Raw genomic sequence first — 15402 nt, forward strand, 5'->3', positions numbered from 1 at the left:
GTAGATCGGCACCAGCAGGAACAGGATGTAGATCAGCAGTGGGATCAGCTTTCTCTTGCTCATGATGGCCTCAGCGGTTGGCGTCAGAGTGAGTCATGGCGGTGTAAAACAGCCAGGACACCAACAGGATGATCAGGAAATACACCAACGAAAACGCCGCCGCCGGCCCCAGGTCGAACTGCCCGATCGCCATCTGCGTCAGGGTCTGGCTGAGAAACGTCGTGGCATTGCCCGGCCCGCCGCCGGTCAGTACGAACGGCTCGGTGTAGATCATGAAACTGTCCATGAAGCGCAGCATCACGGCGATCAGCAACACACTTTTGAGCTTGGGCAACTGGATGTGCCGGAACACCGCCCAGGCAGAGGCCCGGTCAATTCGCGCAGCCTGGTAGTACACATCCGGAATCGCCCGCAGACCGGAGAAGCACAACAGCGCCACCAACGAAGTCCAGTGCCAGACATCCATCACCAGCACCGTGACCCAGGCGTCCATGGTGTTCGCTGCATAGTTGTAGCTGATACCCATGGCGTTGAGGCTGGAGCCCAGCAGGCCGATGTCGGCCCGGCCAAAGATTTGCCAGATGGTGCCGACCACGTTCCACGGGATCAGCAGCGGAATCGCCAGGATGATCAGCACCACCGACGACCAGCGGCCCTTGGTCGGCATGGTCAGTGCAATCGCGATCCCCAGCGGGATTTCGATCAGCAGCACGCAGGCCGAATAAATGAACTGACGCAACAGCGAATCATGCAGTCGTGGATCGAGCAGCACCTGCTTGTACCAGTCGGCACCGACGAAGTAGCGGCTGGACTGGTCGAAGATATCCTGCACCGAATAGTTGACCACGGTCATCATCGGGATCACCGCACTGAACGCCACCAGCAGGAACACCGGCAGCACCAGCCACCAGGCCTTGTTGTTCTGCACCTTGTTCATGGCTGCACCTCATTGTTGGCCTGTGCTTCGAGCAGGAATTCGTCGGCATAGACCATCAACCATTGCGCCGGAAAACTGATGTAGGCCATGCCTTCCGGCACCGGTTTATCTTCGGCCAGGCGTACTTTCAGCGGTGCGCCGTCGAGGTTCAGGGTCATGATCTTGTAGGTGCCGAGGTCTTCGACGTGTACGACCTGTGCCCGCATCGCCTCATCAAAAGGCTCGTCCCAGACGTGCACGAACTCTGGGCGAATGCCGACTTTCAGGGTTTTCCACTCGGACTCGGCAATCCGTTGCTGCATGGCCTCGGACAGCGGCAAATGCGTCGAAGCGAAACCGACGCCGCCCGGTTGTGGCTGCACATCGATCAGGTTCATGCCTGGACTGCCGATGAAATAGCCGACAAAGGTGTGGCTGGGCCGTTCGAACAATTCCCTTGGAGTGCCGAACTGCACGATCTGCCCGCCGTACATCACCGCGATCTTGTCGGCGAAGGTCGAAGCCTCCAGCTGATCGTGGGTGACGTAGACCATGGTGATGTTGAACTGCTCGTGGATCTGCTTGAGTTTGCGCCGCAGCTTCCACTTCAGGTGCGGGTCGATCACTGTCAGCGGTTCATCGAAGAGGATCGCCGACACGTCGTCGCGCACCAACCCACGGCCCATGGAGACTTTCTGTTTCTCGTCGGCGGTGAGGTTGCGGGCTTTTTTGCTCAGCAGGTTCTGCAGGTCGAGGACTTCAGCAATTTCCTGCACCTTGGTGTGAATTTTCGCCTCTGCCATGCCCTGGTTGCGCAACGGGAACGCCAGGTTGTCGAATACCGTCATGGTGTCGTAGACCACCGGGAACTGGAAAACCTGGGCGATGTTGCGCTTTTCCGGGGTCAGGTCATTGACCGCTTTGCCGTCGAACAGCACATGCCCCTGTGACGGGCTGAGCAACCCGGAAATGATGTTGAGCAACGTCGATTTGCCGCAACCCGACGGGCCGAGCAAGGCGAACGCACCACCCTGCTCCCAAATGTGGTCCATTTCCCGGATCGCATAGTCTTCCGGCCCAGCCGGGGTTTTGGTGTAGCTGTGGGCGAGGTTCTGCAAACGGATTTCGGCCATCAGGCAACCCTCGCGACACGCCGGCCCGGCGCCTGGACCAGCCGCCCCTGCGCATCGAACACAAACAGTTTATGGGTCGGAATGTAGATGCGGATCGGCGCATCGACGTCGTATTCGTGAACACCGGGCAAGTGCAGCACCAGCAGGAAGTGTTCGTTGCGCACGTGCAGGAAGGTTTCCGAGCCGCTGATCTCGGCGACTTCGACAGTCACTGCCAGTTCGAGGTCATCGTCGTTGCTCGGCACCAGCGAGATGTGGCTGGGACGAACGCCGAAGCGAAACTCGCCCTCGCCCACCGGGCGCAGGTCAACGTTCAACGGAAAGTGCACGAAATTGGCGAAACTCACTTCGTTGCCAGCGATGCGGCCCGGCATCAGGTTGATCGGCGGTTCGGAAAACAATTCCGCCGCCAGCACCGTCTGCGGCTGGTGATAGACCTCGGAGGACTTGCCGCTCTGGATCACCCGGCCTTCATGAAGAATGGTCGTGGTGCCGCCCAATGCCAGGGCTTCGTTGGGTTCGGTGGTGGCGTAAATCGCAATGGTATGGCGCGCCTTGAACAGCTCGCGCATTTCCTGGCGTAGCTCTTCGCGCAGTTTGTAGTCGAGGTTGACCAGCGGCTCATCGAACAGGATCAGCTCGGCGTCCTTGACCAGCGCCCGAGCCATGGCTGTGCGTTGTTGCTGACCGCCGGAGAGTTCGAGCGGATAGCGCTGCAGAAACTTCTCGATGCGCAGCATCTTCGCGGTTTCCAGCACTTTGCTCTGGATCAGCTCGTTGGACACACCGGCCTGACGCAGTGGCGAGGCGATATTCTCAAAGACGGTCATGGTCGGGTAATTGATGAACTGCTGATACACCATCGACACATTGCGCAGTCGCACGGGCCGTTGCGTGACATCGACGCCATTCATCAGGATACGGCCGGTGTCCGGCTTGTCCAGCCCGGCCATCAGACGCATGAGACTGGTTTTGCCGGACAGCGTGCGCCCAAGCAAAACGTTGAAGGATCCAGGTTCGAAACGCAGACACGCATCGTCAATCCAGGTCTGGCCCTCGACGGTGCGGCTGACATGCTCCAGGGTTAATGACATGGCTCGGCCTTTTTTATTTTTTGGAGTCAAGCGACCGGAGCACTAGAGCGACTTTCGTGCCAGAAATTTCAACCTGTTGATTTACCTGAAAAACCATGGAAAAAGCGTTAACCCAAAGTTCGTTGCTGAACACAAATGAACAATCACAAATGAACAATTGAACAGTTCACCCATTGACAGTGAACAATAGTGAACAACACTCTATGGATGCTTTTTCCCTCTGTAGGAGCACGGCTTGCCGGCGATGGCGCCCTCGAAATCGCCATCGCCGGCAAGCCGTGCTCCTACAGGTTTGTAGTGTTTGAATGTCAACGCAACACCCATAAAAACAATAAAAGCCTGTTCAGAGATCAACTGCCATGGCCGCACCTGCCTCGCCGCTGTCCCACGACGCCATCATCCAGGATTCCTGGTCCCGGTGCCGTGCGTTTGGCCTTGATCACCAGAGCGCTCCGGCCTTCGATCAACTTCCGGCGCAGAGCATCAAGCAATTGCTCGAGAGCCAGCATTCATTGGTGCAAACCACCCACCAGGAAGTGCTGCCGTACTACGAAAACATTCTCAGCAACTCCAACTGCCTGATCATGCTCGCCGACAATCAGGGCCAGGTGCTGACGACCTGGGGCACCCAGCGTTTTATCGAACCTGGCCTGACCCGCGGCTTCAGCGCTGGCGCCAGCTGGATGGAGCGCTGCAGCGGCACCAACGCTATCGGCACGGCGCTGGTCTGCGAGCAGGCGGTACACATCGAACACGACGAACACTTTCTCAAGGCCAACCGCTTCATGACCGGTTCCGCCGCGCCGATTTTCGATGCCGAGCGCAAGATCATCGCGGTGCTCGACGTGTCCAGCGACAGCTACCTGCCACCGTCCCACACCCTGGGCATGGTCAAGATGATGAGCCAGACCGTGGAAAACCGGCTGATCCTCAACCTGTTCCATGGCCAGCATTTCCAATTGACCTTCAACACCGGCCTGAACAACCTCGACAGCCAATGGGCCGGCTTGCTGATTTTCGATGAGAGCGGCCAAGTACTCTCGGCCAACCGCCGCGCCGACAATTTGCTCGGCGTGCGCCTGTCGCGGGTCAGTGTCGAAAGCCTGTTCAAGGTCTCGTTGCTGGAGCTGCTGAATCAACCCGAAGGGCTGCCCTTCTCGCTGCAGGCTTCCGGGCGCAACCGTTTCCAGTGTTTGCTGAAAAGACCAAAACAGGTTGCGATTCAACCGCGAGTATTCGCCGAACCGGCTGCGACCGTACCCATACCGGCTGTTATCAGCCTCAACACCCTGCACTTCGGCGACAGCCGTGTAGAAAAAGCTGTGCGCCAGGCCGAGCGCTTGCTGGAAAAAGACATTCCACTGTTGATCCACGGTGAAACCGGCGTTGGCAAGGAAGTGTTCGTCAAGGCTTTGCATCAGGCCAGCTCCCGCAGCAAACAGGCGTTCATTGCGGTGAACTGTGCGGCCATCCCCGCTGAACTGGTCGAATCAGAGCTGTTCGGTTACGAGAAAGGCGCGTTTACCGGTGCCAACCAGAAAGGCAGTATCGGCCTGATCCGCAAGGCGAATAAAGGCACACTGTTCCTCGACGAAATCGGCGACATGCCGCTACCGACCCAGGCCCGCCTGCTGCGAGTGCTGCAGGAGCGCTGCGTGCAACCGGTGGGCAGCAGTGAGTTGTTCCCAGTGGACATCCGCATCATTTCCGCGACCAACCGCTCATTGCGCGAGCAGGTGCAGTTGGGGCGTTTCCGTGAGGACTTGTACTACCGCATCGGCGGCCTGACTTTAGAGCTGCCGCCCTTGAGAGAGCGCAGTGATAAAGAGGCACTGTTCAAGCGTTTGTGGGAACAGCACCGCGAACCGAGCCAGTGGGCCGGCCTGAGTCGCGAGGTACTGGAGTTGTTCGGGCGCCATCCGTGGCCGGGAAACTTACGTCAGGTCAGCAGCGTAATGCAGGTGGCGCTGGCCATGGCCGAGGAACAGCCGGTGCGGCCAGAGCATTTGCCGGATGATTTTTTCGTCGATCTGGAGATGGAGCCGGTGGAGACACCCGAGCCGCTGGCCGTGGATCTGAATGACGTCGAAGATTTGAACCGGCAATTGCAGGCGGCCGGGGGCAATATTTCCTATCTGGCGCGCAGGCTGGGGGTTAGCCGCAACACCCTTTACAAAAGACTGCGCCAGACTGAGTAACAAGGGATCGTTCCCACGCTCCGAGTGGGAATGCCTGAACGGACGCTCCGCGTTCGGCTCTTAATGGGACGCGGAGCGTCCCTGGATGCATTCCCACGCGGAGCGTGGGAACGATCAAAAAGCCAGCTCCCACAGGTTCTGTGGGCTGCGACGATTTTGTATACGATACGGACACTGTGGGAGCTGGCTTGCCAGCGATGGGGCCCGCCCTGTCAGCGCCGAATTCGCGAACAGCACCAAAAAACAAAAACCCGCACAAGGCGGGTTTCGTTTTGAAGCGGATCAAGCCATCAGTCAGCCAGACGCCAGGTCGTGCCGCCCTTGCCGTCTTCCAGCACCACGCCCATGGCGGTGAGCTGGTCGCGGATGCGGTCCGATTCGGCCCAGTCCTTGCCGGCACGTGCCGCCAGACGCGCAGCGATCAACGCTTCGACTTCGGCTGCGTCCACTCGCCCTTCGGCGCCGGCCTGCAGGAAGTCATCAGCCTCAAGCTGCAACACGCCCAACACGCTGGCCAGTTCTTTCATACGGGCTGCCAGACCGGCCGCGGCATTGAGATCGCTCTCGCGCAGACGGTTGATCTCGCGAACCATCTCGAACAGCACCGCACAGGCTTCCGGCGTGCCGAAGTCGTCGTTCATCACCTGAGTGAAACGCTCGACGAAGGCTTCGCCGCCGGCCGGGGCTACGCTCGGCAGGCCTTTCAACGCATGGTAGAAACGCTCCAGAGCGCCTTTGGCGTCCTTGAGGTTGTCTTCCGAATAGTTGATGGCGCTGCGGTAATGGCTCGACACCAGCAGGTAACGCACGACTTCCGGGTGGTACTTGTCGAGCACGTCGCGGATGGTGAAGAAGTTGTTCAAGGACTTGGACATCTTCTCGCCATTGATGCGAATCATGCCGCAATGCATCCACGCGTTGGCGTAGGTCTTGCCGGTGGCCGCTTCACTCTGGGCGATTTCGTTTTCGTGGTGCGGGAACTCGAGGTCGCTGCCGCCACCATGAATGTCGAACGTCTCACCGAGGCAGCAGGTCGACATCACCGAGCATTCGATGTGCCAGCCCGGACGCCCGGCGCCCCACGGGGATTCCCAGCTCGGCTCGCCCGGCTTGGCGGCCTTCCACAGCACGAAGTCCAGCGGGTCCTGCTTGGACTCGTCGACTTCGATGCGGGCGCCGATACGCAGGTCTTCGATCTTCTTGCGCGACAGCTTGCCATAGCCCATGAATTTGCCGACGCGGTAGTACACGTCGCCATTGCCCGGGGCGTAGGCGTAACCCTTGTCGATCAGGGTCTGGATCATCGCGTGCATGCCCGGGATGTGATCCGTGGCGCGCGGTTCCATGTCCGGCTTCTTGATGTTCAGGCGCGCTTCATCTTCGTGCATCGCCGCGATCATGCGCTCGGTCAAGGCTTCGAACGACTCGCCGTTCTCGTTGGCCCGGTTGATGATCTTGTCGTCGATGTCGGTGATGTTGCGCACGTAGGTCAGGTCGTAACCGCTGAACCGCAGCCAGCGGGTCACCAGGTCGAACGCGACCATGCTGCGGCCGTGGCCGAGGTGGCAGTAGTCGTACACGGTCATGCCGCACACGTACATGCGCACCTTGTTGCCATCGAGCGGCTTGAAGACTTCTTTGCTCTTGGTGAGCGTGTTGTAAATCGTTAGCACGTTAACTTCCTTGAATCACTGGCCCCACGAATCACGCAGGGTCACGGTACGGTTGAATACCGGCTGACCGGGTTTCGAGTCCTTCAGGTCTGCGACGAAGTAGCCTTCGCGCTCGAACTGGAAACGGTCTTCCGGCTGTGCGTTGCCCAGCGAGGGTTCAGCACGACAACCGGTGAGTACCTGCAGCGAATCAGGGTTGATGTTGTCCAGGAAACTGGCGCTGTCTTCGGCCTTCTCCGGGTTCGGAGAACGGAACAGACGATCGTACAGACGCACTTCGCACTCGACGCTGGCAGCGGCCGGCACCCAGTGGATCACGCCTTTGACCTTGCGGCCTTCCGGGTTCTTGCCCAGGGTGTCCGGGTCGTACGAGCAACGCAGCTCGACGATGTTGCCGTCGGCGTCCTTGATCGCTTCGTCGGCGCGTATCACGTAGCTGCCACGCAGACGCACTTCACCAGCCGGTTCCAGGCGCTTGTAGCCCTTCGGCGGCTCTTCCATGAAGTCTTCGCGGTCGATGTAGATTTCGCGGGCGAACGGCAAGGCGCGCACGCCCATGTCTTCCTTCGGATGACGCGGCAGTTCGAGGTTCTCGACCTGGCCTTCCGGGTAATTGGTGATCACGACTTTCAGCGGACGCAACACGCACATGGCACGCGGCGCGCTCTGGTCGAGGTCGTCACGGATGCTGAACTCGAGCATGCCGAAGTCGACCACGCCGTCGGAACGGTTGGTGCCGATCATTTCGCAGAAGTTGCGGATCGATTTCGGCGTGTAACCACGGCGGCGGAAGCCCGACAGCGTGGACATGCGCGGGTCGTCCCAGCCATTGACGTGCTTTTCATCGACCAGTTGCTTGAGCTTGCGCTTGCTGGTGATGGTGTAGTTCAGGTTCAGGCGGCTGAACTCGTACTGGCGCGGGTTGGCCGGTACCGGCAGGTTTTCGAGGAACCACTCGTACAGCGGACGGTGGCTTTCGAACTCCAGGGTGCAGATCGAATGGGTGATGCCTTCGATGGCGTCCGACTGACCGTGGGTGAAGTCGTAGTTCGGGTAGATGCACCACTTGTCACCGGTCTGGTGGTGGTGCGCGTGACGGATGCGATACATGATCGGATCACGCAGGTTCATGTTCGGCGACGCCATGTCGATCTTGGCCCGCAGCACACGTGCGCCGTCCGGGAATTCGCCGGCCTTCATGCGGGCGAACAGGTCCAGGTTCTCTTCGACGCTGCGGTCGCGGAACGGGCTGTTCTTGCCCGGCTCGGTCAGGCTGCCACGGTATTCCTTGGCTTGCTCAGGGGTCAGGTCGTCGACATAGGCCTTGCCGGACTTGATCAGTTCCACCGCCCAGTCGTGCAACTGGTCGAAATACTGCGAGGCGTAGCGCACTTCGCCGGACCATTCGAAACCCAGCCATTTGACGTCGCTTTCGATTGCGTCGATGTATTCCTGGTCTTCCTTGGCCGGGTTGGTGTCGTCGAAACGCAGGTGCGTGACGCCGCCGAACTCCTGGGCCAGGCCGAAGTTCACGCAGATCGACTTGGCGTGACCGATGTGCAGGTAGCCATTGGGCTCAGGCGGGAAACGGGTGACGATCTGCGTGTGCTTGCCCGAGTCCAGGTCTGCCTGGATGATCGGCCGCAGGAAGTTGACCGGCACGGCTGGGCCGGTCTTGGCATTCGAGGTAGGGTCGACAGTGGGCTTGCTCATAGGATCCTTGAACGTACAAGTGCGTGGCCGTAATGAAGGCCGGACAAAACAAAGCCGCTATCATAGCCGATGCCGTCAAGCACCTGACAGAGCGCACCTGCAAACGGTCGCATTTAATGAACCGTAAATGAAAAACAGCCTCGAAATTCGCGTCTGTCACGCTAAACTGCGCGTCTCGGCCGCAAAAGGCTGAACCGGTGACGGGACGCTGAAGTCCCAAAATCCACGAATTCCTTGAAAGAGTAGTAATCATGACCCAAGTCAAACTGACCACCAACCATGGCGACATCGTCCTGGAACTGAACGCTGAGAAGGCACCGATCACCGTTGCCAACTTCATCGAGTACGTCAAAGCCGGTCACTACGAAAACACCGTTTTCCACCGTGTCATCGGTAACTTCATGATCCAGGGCGGCGGTTTCGAGCCAGGCATGAAAGAAAAGAAAGACAAGCGTCCAAGCATCCAGAACGAAGCTGACAACGGTCTTTCCAACGACAAGTACACCGTCGCCATGGCCCGTACCATGGAGCCGCATTCGGCTTCCGCGCAGTTCTTCATCAACGTGGCTGACAACAGCTTCCTCAACCACAGCGGCAAGAACGTTCAGGGCTGGGGTTACGCGGTATTCGGCAAAGTGACCGCCGGCACCGACGTCGTCGACAAGATCAAAGGCGTGGCCACCACTTCCAAGGCCGGCCACCAGGACGTACCAGCAGACGACGTGATCATCGAGAAAGCCGAGATCATTGAGTGATATTGCTGATTTCAGACTTGCATCTGGAAGAGGAGCGCCCGGACATTGCCCGGGCGTTTCTGGATTTGCTTGCCGGACGCGCCCGCTCGGCGAGTGCGCTGTACATCCTGGGCGACTTTTTCGAGGCGTGGATTGGCGACGACGCCATGAGCCCTTTCCAGCGTTCCATCTGCCAGGCCCTGCGCGAATTGAGCGACAGCGGCACGGCGATTTTTCTGATGCACGGCAATCGCGACTTCATGCTGGGCCAGGCCTTTTGCAAACAGGCTGGCTGCACCTTGCTGAAGGACCCGAGCGTCGTGCAGTTCAACGGCGAGCCGGTGCTGTTGATGCACGGTGACAGCCTCTGCACCCGCGACGAAGCCTACATGAAGCTGCGTCGCTACCTGCGCAACCCGATCACCCTGTTCATCCTGCGTCATCTGCCCTTGAGCACCCGGCATAAGCTGGCGCGCAAGCTGCGCAGTGAAAGCCGCGCACAAACCCGAATGAAGGCCAATGACATCGTCGATGTCACGCCCCTGGAGATTCCGCGGATCATGCAGCAGTACGGCGTGAAAACGCTGATCCACGGCCATACCCACCGGCCCGCCATCCACAAGCTGCAACTGGGCGACCAGGCGGCACGGCGCATTGTGCTGGGGGATTGGGATCGTCAGGGTTGGGCGTTGCAGGTCGATGAGCAAGGCTTTGCATTGGCGCCGTTTGATTTCACCCCGCCAGCGCAATGATCGTTCCCACGCTCTGCGTGGGAATGCAGCCCGGGACGCTCCGCGTCCCCAATCAAAAGCCGAACGCGGAGCGTCCGTAGAGGCATTCCCACGCAGAGCGTGGGAACGATCTGTTTCGTGTTTGACTCAATGCCCGGCAGACGCCGCAGGCCCGGCCTTGGCGGTAAACGGCGGCTTGGCCAGCCACACGATGAGTATCAGCCCCATGAACATCCAGCCCAGCAGGGTGAAGTAATCCACCGTGGACATGATGTACGCCTGGCTGATCACCATCTGATCCAGTTGCGTGTAGGCCTTGGCCCCTGCCCCGCCCAGCTGCGTCAACGTCTCGCGGGTTACCGGGTCGAACTGGGTGATGCTTTCGGTCAGATACGCATGGTGCTGGTCCGCCCGGCGAATCCAGATCCAGGTGGTCAGCGATGCCGCAAAACTGCCGCCCAGCGTGCGCAAGAACGTTGCCAGCCCGGAGCCATCGGCAATCTGCTGCGGCGGCAGGTCCGAGAGCAGGATGGTCAGGGTCGGCATGAAGAACAGCGCCACGCCAATGCCCATGAACAGCTGCACCATGGCGATGTGCTGGAAATCCACTTCGTTGGTGAACCCGGCGCGCATGAAACAGCTCAGGCCGATGGCCAGGAACGCCAGCCCTGCCAGCAAGCGCATATCGAACCTCGGCGCGTATTTACCGACAAAAGGTGACAGCAGCACCGGCAAGATGCCCAACGGCGCCACGGCAAAACCGGCCCAGGTTGCGGTGTAGCCCAGTCGCGTCTGCAACCATTGCGGCAGGATCAGGTTGATCCCGAAGAACCCGGCATACCCCAGAATCAACACGATGGTGCCGTAGCGGAAGTTTCGGTGAGCAAACAGCCGCAGGTTGACCACCGGATGCTCGTCGGTCATTTCCCAGATCACGAAAAATGCCAGAGCAACCACCGAAATCACCGAACCGATGACGATGAAGCTCGATTCGAACCAGTCGGCGTCGTTGCCTTTATCCAACACAATCTGCAAGGCACCGACGCCAATGATCAAGGCGATCAGGCCGACGTAATCCATCGGCTGGCGGCTGGTGACCACCGGACGCTTCTTCATCTGTTGGGTCACCACCCACGCGGCGAACAGGCCGATCGGCACGTTGATGAAGAAGATCCACGGCCAGCTGTAACTGTCGGTGATCCAGCCGCCGAGGATCGGCCCGGCAATCGGTGCCACCACCGTGACCATCGCCAAAAGCGCCAGGGCCATCCCCCGTTTTGCCGGGGGATAGACCGCAATCAGCAGCGTTTGGGTCATCGGATACAACGGCCCCGCGACCACGCCTTGCAGGACTCGGAACCCTACGAGTTCCGGCATGGACGTCGAGATCCCGCACAGAAACGACGCGATCACGAACAGCAACGTGGCCCAGACGAACAGCTTCACTTCACCAAAACGGCGGCTCAGCCAACCGGTCAGCGGCAGGGCGATGGCGTTGCTCACCGCAAACGAAGTGATCACCCAGGTGCCCTGCTCCGCACTCACCCCGAGGTTGCCGGAAATCGTCGGCAACGCCACGTTGGCGATGGTGGTGTCGAGCACTTGCATGAAGGTCGCCAGCGACAGGCCGATGGTACTCAGCAGCAGGCTGGGCGGGGTGAAAGACGCGTTATTGCTCATTGCGAATCCTTTGACACCTGATTGACGCTATGGAGCGGGCCTTTGTGGCGAGGAAGCTTGCTCCCGCCGGGGCGCGAAGCGGCCCTAAAAGCTTTACGACTGCTTCGCAGCCGAGCGGGAGCAAGCTCCCTCGCCACAAAGGCCCGCACCTGAGGAGTGTGATCTCAGCGGTGGGCGGTCTTGCTGACCGCGGCGCTGTTGTCGTGGATCAGCTGCGTGATCATGGCGTCGGCTTCGGCCAGTTGACGGTCATAAATGCCAGTGCTGAACGAAGCTTTTTGCGGGGGCTGTTGCGCCAGCACCGGGCCGCTCTGGTCGTGCAAGTCCACATCCACCACGGTCGACAGGCCGACCCGCAAGGGGTGTTTGGCCAGTTCTTCGGCGTTGACGTGAATCCGTACCGGCACCCGTTGCACGATCTTGATCCAGTTACCGGTGGCATTCTGCGCGGGCAGCAAGGCAAACGCGCTACCGGTACCGGCGCCGAGGCTGTCGATGGTGCCGCTGTATTTCACGTCACTGCCGTAGAGGTCGGTTTCGATTTCCACGGGCTGACCGATACGCATGTCACGCAGCTGGGTTTCCTTGAAATTGGCGTCGATCCACAACTGATTCAGGGGGATAACCGCCATCAGCGCTTCACCCGGCTGCACCCGCTGGCCCAGCTGCACGGTGCGTTTGGCCACGTAACCGGTCACCGGCGCGATCAACGTGCTGCGGGCATTGTTCAGGTAAGCCTGACGCAACTGTGCGGCAGCGGCCATCACGTCCGGGTGCGAGGACACCACGGTGTCATCGACCAGAGCACTGGTGGTCTTGAGCTTCTGCTGCGCGTTGGCCAAGGCGTTTTGCGCAGAGGTCAGGTCGTCACGAGCGTGAGACAGTTCTTCCTGGGAAATCGCCCCGCCGACGGCGAGGTTTTTTCGGCGGTTGAAGTTGTCCTGGGCTTTCTGCACTTCGGCTTGCTGGGCGTTGACCTGCGCTTTCATGCCGTCGACGTCGCTGTACAAGCCGCGCACCTGACGCACCGTGCGCGCCAGATTGGCCTGGGCACTTTGCAACCCGACTTCGGCGTCGTTGGGGTCGAAATTCACCAGCACCTGACCTTCCTGGACCAGATCGCCGTCATCGGCACCGATGCTCACGACGGTGCCGGTGACCAGCGGAGTGATTTCCACCACGTTGCCATTTACATAGGCATCATCGGTGCTTTCACTCCAGCGCCCGAAGAATTCGTGGTAAGCCCAGACGCCCGCACCGCCGAGCACGACGACCATGGCAAGCACCAGCAACAGGAACTTGCGCTTGCCCGCGTTGGGATTGGCCGGGGTGGTTTGCGGGGATTGAGTTGTATCGGCAGTGGCCATGACAAGTACCTTGAATTAGTGAGTCAGCGTGGCTGGAGCAGTGTTGGCCGAGGCAATGGCCTCAGGCTGAAACCCGCCACCCAGCGCCTGTATCAGTTGGATCGACAGATCGATCTGCTCGGCATTCAGGTTGGCCAGCTGCCGCTGGGCCTGGAGCAGTTGCTGCTCGATGCTGAGCACGTCCAGGTAGTTACCGATGCCGGAACCGTAACGCTGGACCACGGTGTTGTAAGAATCCTGGGCGATGTCGGTGGCGTGTTGCTGGGCGGCAATCTGCCGGCCGACATCGCGCAACTGGTTGATGCTGTCACTGACATCCCCCAGCGCTTTCACCAGGTTTTTGTTGTACTGCGCCACCGCCAGGTCGTAGTCGGCGTCGCGGGAGTCGAGGTCGGCACGCAACCGGCCACCGTCGAAAATCGGTACGGAAATGGTCGGCGCCACATTGAAGAAACGGCTGGCCGAACCGAACATTGCATCGCCCAACAACGATTCGGTACCGGCCGCAGCGCTGAGGTTCAGGTTCGGATAGAACTGCGTCTTGCCGGCGTCGATGTTTTTGCTCGCCGCCTCGACCCGCCAGCGCGCGGCCACCAGGTCAGGGCGGCGACCCAGCAACTCGGCCGGCAGCACCGACGGCAACGCCACGGCACCCGGCTTGAGAATGTTCGGCCGGGCGATTTCATTGCCGCGGTCAGGACCTTTGCCCAGCAACACCGCCAAGGCGATCTTGGCGGATTGCAGGCGTTTTTCGGCGTCGATCAGATTGGCTTCGGAGGTCGCTTCCAGGCTTTCGGTCTGCTGGAACTGATACTGGCTGTCGATCCCGGAACTCAGGCGGCGCTGGCTCAGGTCGAGCATTTGCCGGGTGCGCTTGAGGTCTTCGGCGGACAGGTCGTAGACGATGTGCGCCTGCCCCAGATCGCTATAGGCACGCGCAACATCGGCGGACAAGGTCAGTTGCGCCGCCTGCTGGTCGATTTCAGCGGCGCGAGCCTGGCCCAGCGCGGCTTCCCAGGCGTCGCGCTGACCACCCCAGAGATCGAAGTTGTAATTGAAACTGGCAGCGATGTTACGCACGGTGGAATAGTTGCCACCCTGCCCCAGCGGGTCCTGATCCCGCGCCAGTCGCGAACGGCTGACACCGGCGCTGGCATCGAGGGTCGGCATGCGTGCGGCATCGGCGGCGTAGGCGGCGGCGCTGGCCTGATGGGTGCGGGCGTCGGCGATCTGCATGTCGGGGCTGTCGCGCAGTGCTTCGCGGATCAGGCCATCGAGTTGCGGATCACCCAGGCTCTTCCACCAATCGCTTTTCGGCCAGGCTGCGGGCGATAGCGTCACGCCGCTGAGGGATTGCCCGGCCTTGAGGTTTTTTGCCTCGAGGCTGACACCTACGGTGTGCAGCCCGCTGTAGCTGGCGCAACCGGCCAGGCTCATGGCAAACAGCACCAGACTCAGGCCGGTGCGCAAGGTTTTACTGTTCATTGTTACCACCCAAGCGCAGCACGGTGATTGAGTCACCGGCTGCCAGCAGAATTTTCTTCAGGATCAGTTCCAGGGTTTTCAGTTCTTCCGGGCTGATGGCGCCCGCCAGTTCGTTCATGGCCTCGGCACCGATGTTCGGCAGACGATTCGCCAAGGCCTGGCCTTGTTCCGTCAGCACCAACTGCACTTGCCGGCGATCCGCCTCGGAGCGTTGGCGCGCGAGGAAGCCTTTCTGTTCCAGACGATCGAGCATGCGAGTCATCGAGCCGCTGTCCAGCGACAGGTGCCGACACAACTCACCCGGTGAATCGACACCGTACTGGGCCATGATGATCAGCACCTTGAACTGCGCGGCGGTGATGCCGTGAGGTTCCATGTGCGTGTCAATGATCCGGTCCTTGAGCAATGCGGCACGCCCCAGCAGGAGACCGAGATGGCAGTTGTGAAAGTCGTCTGGCGCGAAATGTTTCATCTGAACACCGATTAGCTGCCTAGGCAGTGAATGTATGTCGAGATGTTACTGCCTAGACAGTGAATGTCAACGTAATAGTTAGGTTGCTTTGTAAATAGTTGACCAGTGGCGTCGGGTTTCAGTGCGGCTTAGGGGTATCTGGGAGAAGTTTGTTGGCTGGCAGGCCGTCATCGCTGGCAAGCCAGCTCCCACAGGGACAGAGGACA

General features: G+C 60.0%; 12 protein-coding genes. 3 read left to right on the top strand and 9 right to left on the bottom strand.

The genetic code is table 11. From position 1 onward, the window contains the following. Nucleotides 1–70: 70 nt before the first annotated feature. Genes D8U69_RS26860 through D8U69_RS26870 form a run of 3 tightly spaced genes read right to left on the bottom strand, consistent with a single transcriptional unit; the run spans nt 71 to nt 3143 of the window. Entirely contained in the window at nt 71–937 is an 867-nt protein-coding gene (locus D8U69_RS26860) for a sugar ABC transporter permease (protein WP_056854628.1), read from the bottom strand. Further along, the gene (locus tag D8U69_RS26865; protein ID WP_130908494.1) at nt 934–2049 is read right to left on the bottom strand and encodes an ABC transporter ATP-binding protein; all 1116 of its coding nucleotides are present in this window, start codon (nt 2047–2049) and stop codon (nt 934–936) included. Before D8U69_RS26865 ends, D8U69_RS26860 begins: the two co-directional genes overlap by 4 nt. Next, on the bottom strand, nt 2049–3143 hold the full coding sequence (locus tag D8U69_RS26870; protein ID WP_056854630.1) for an ABC transporter ATP-binding protein: 1095 nt from the start codon (nt 3141–3143) through the stop codon (nt 2049–2051). The genes D8U69_RS26865 and D8U69_RS26870 overlap by 1 nt, the downstream gene beginning before the upstream one ends. 359 nt (nt 3144–3502) lie before the next feature. Between D8U69_RS26870 and D8U69_RS26875 the strand changes: the two genes are divergently transcribed. Continuing rightward, entirely contained in the window at nt 3503–5341 is a 1839-nt protein-coding gene (locus tag D8U69_RS26875) for a sigma-54-dependent Fis family transcriptional regulator (protein ID WP_130908495.1), read from the top strand. Nucleotides 5342–5631: 290 nt separating this feature from the next. On the opposite strand, the gene cysS is transcribed toward D8U69_RS26875, so the two are convergent. Together cysS and D8U69_RS26885 are read right to left on the bottom strand one after the other, a co-directional pair. Further along, nucleotides 5632–7014 carry a cysteine--tRNA ligase gene (gene cysS / locus D8U69_RS26880; RefSeq protein ID WP_130906280.1) on the bottom strand — a complete coding sequence of 461 codons (1383 nt, stop codon included), beginning with the start codon at nt 7012–7014 and terminating at the stop codon, nt 5632–5634. Nucleotides 7015–7029: 15 nt separating this feature from the next. Continuing rightward, entirely contained in the window at nt 7030–8727 is a 1698-nt protein-coding gene (locus tag D8U69_RS26885) for a glutamine--tRNA ligase/YqeY domain fusion protein (protein ID WP_130908496.1), read from the bottom strand. A gap of 251 nt (nt 8728–8978) precedes the next feature. On the opposite strand from D8U69_RS26885, the gene D8U69_RS26890 reads away from it, so the two are divergent. Beyond that, nucleotides 8979–9482 (top strand): peptidylprolyl isomerase, encoded by a 504-nt coding sequence (locus tag D8U69_RS26890; RefSeq protein ID WP_056854633.1) that lies wholly within the window; start codon nt 8979–8981, stop codon nt 9480–9482. Next, the gene (lpxH, locus tag D8U69_RS26895) at nt 9479–10213 is read left to right on the top strand and encodes a UDP-2,3-diacylglucosamine diphosphatase (protein WP_130908497.1); all 735 of its coding nucleotides are present in this window, start codon (nt 9479–9481) and stop codon (nt 10211–10213) included. The genes D8U69_RS26890 and lpxH overlap by 4 nt, the downstream gene beginning before the upstream one ends. Nucleotides 10214–10339: 126 nt before the next feature. On the opposite strand, the gene D8U69_RS26905 is transcribed toward lpxH, so the two are convergent. The 4 genes from D8U69_RS26905 to D8U69_RS26920 all read right to left on the bottom strand — a co-directional run bounded on the left by D8U69_RS26905 (nt 10340) and on the right by D8U69_RS26920 (nt 15196). Further along, nucleotides 10340–11872, bottom strand: coding sequence for a DHA2 family efflux MFS transporter permease subunit (locus tag D8U69_RS26905; protein ID WP_056854635.1), 1533 nt, complete (start codon nt 11870–11872; stop codon nt 10340–10342). A gap of 164 nt (nt 11873–12036) precedes the next feature. Next, nucleotides 12037–13239 (bottom strand): HlyD family efflux transporter periplasmic adaptor subunit, encoded by a 1203-nt coding sequence (locus D8U69_RS26910; RefSeq protein WP_056854636.1) that lies wholly within the window; start codon nt 13237–13239, stop codon nt 12037–12039. 15 nt (nt 13240–13254) lie between these two features. Continuing rightward, nucleotides 13255–14724, bottom strand: coding sequence for an efflux transporter outer membrane subunit (locus tag D8U69_RS26915; RefSeq protein WP_130906278.1), 1470 nt, complete (start codon nt 14722–14724; stop codon nt 13255–13257). Beyond that, on the bottom strand, nt 14714–15196 hold the full coding sequence (locus D8U69_RS26920; RefSeq protein WP_130906277.1) for a MarR family transcriptional regulator: 483 nt from the start codon (nt 15194–15196) through the stop codon (nt 14714–14716). Before D8U69_RS26920 ends, D8U69_RS26915 begins: the two co-directional genes overlap by 11 nt. Nucleotides 15197–15402 lie beyond the last annotated feature (206 nt).

This window comes from Pseudomonas sp. Sample_16 (assembly GCF_004307665.1).
Classification (GTDB): domain Bacteria; phylum Pseudomonadota; class Gammaproteobacteria; order Pseudomonadales; family Pseudomonadaceae; genus Aquipseudomonas.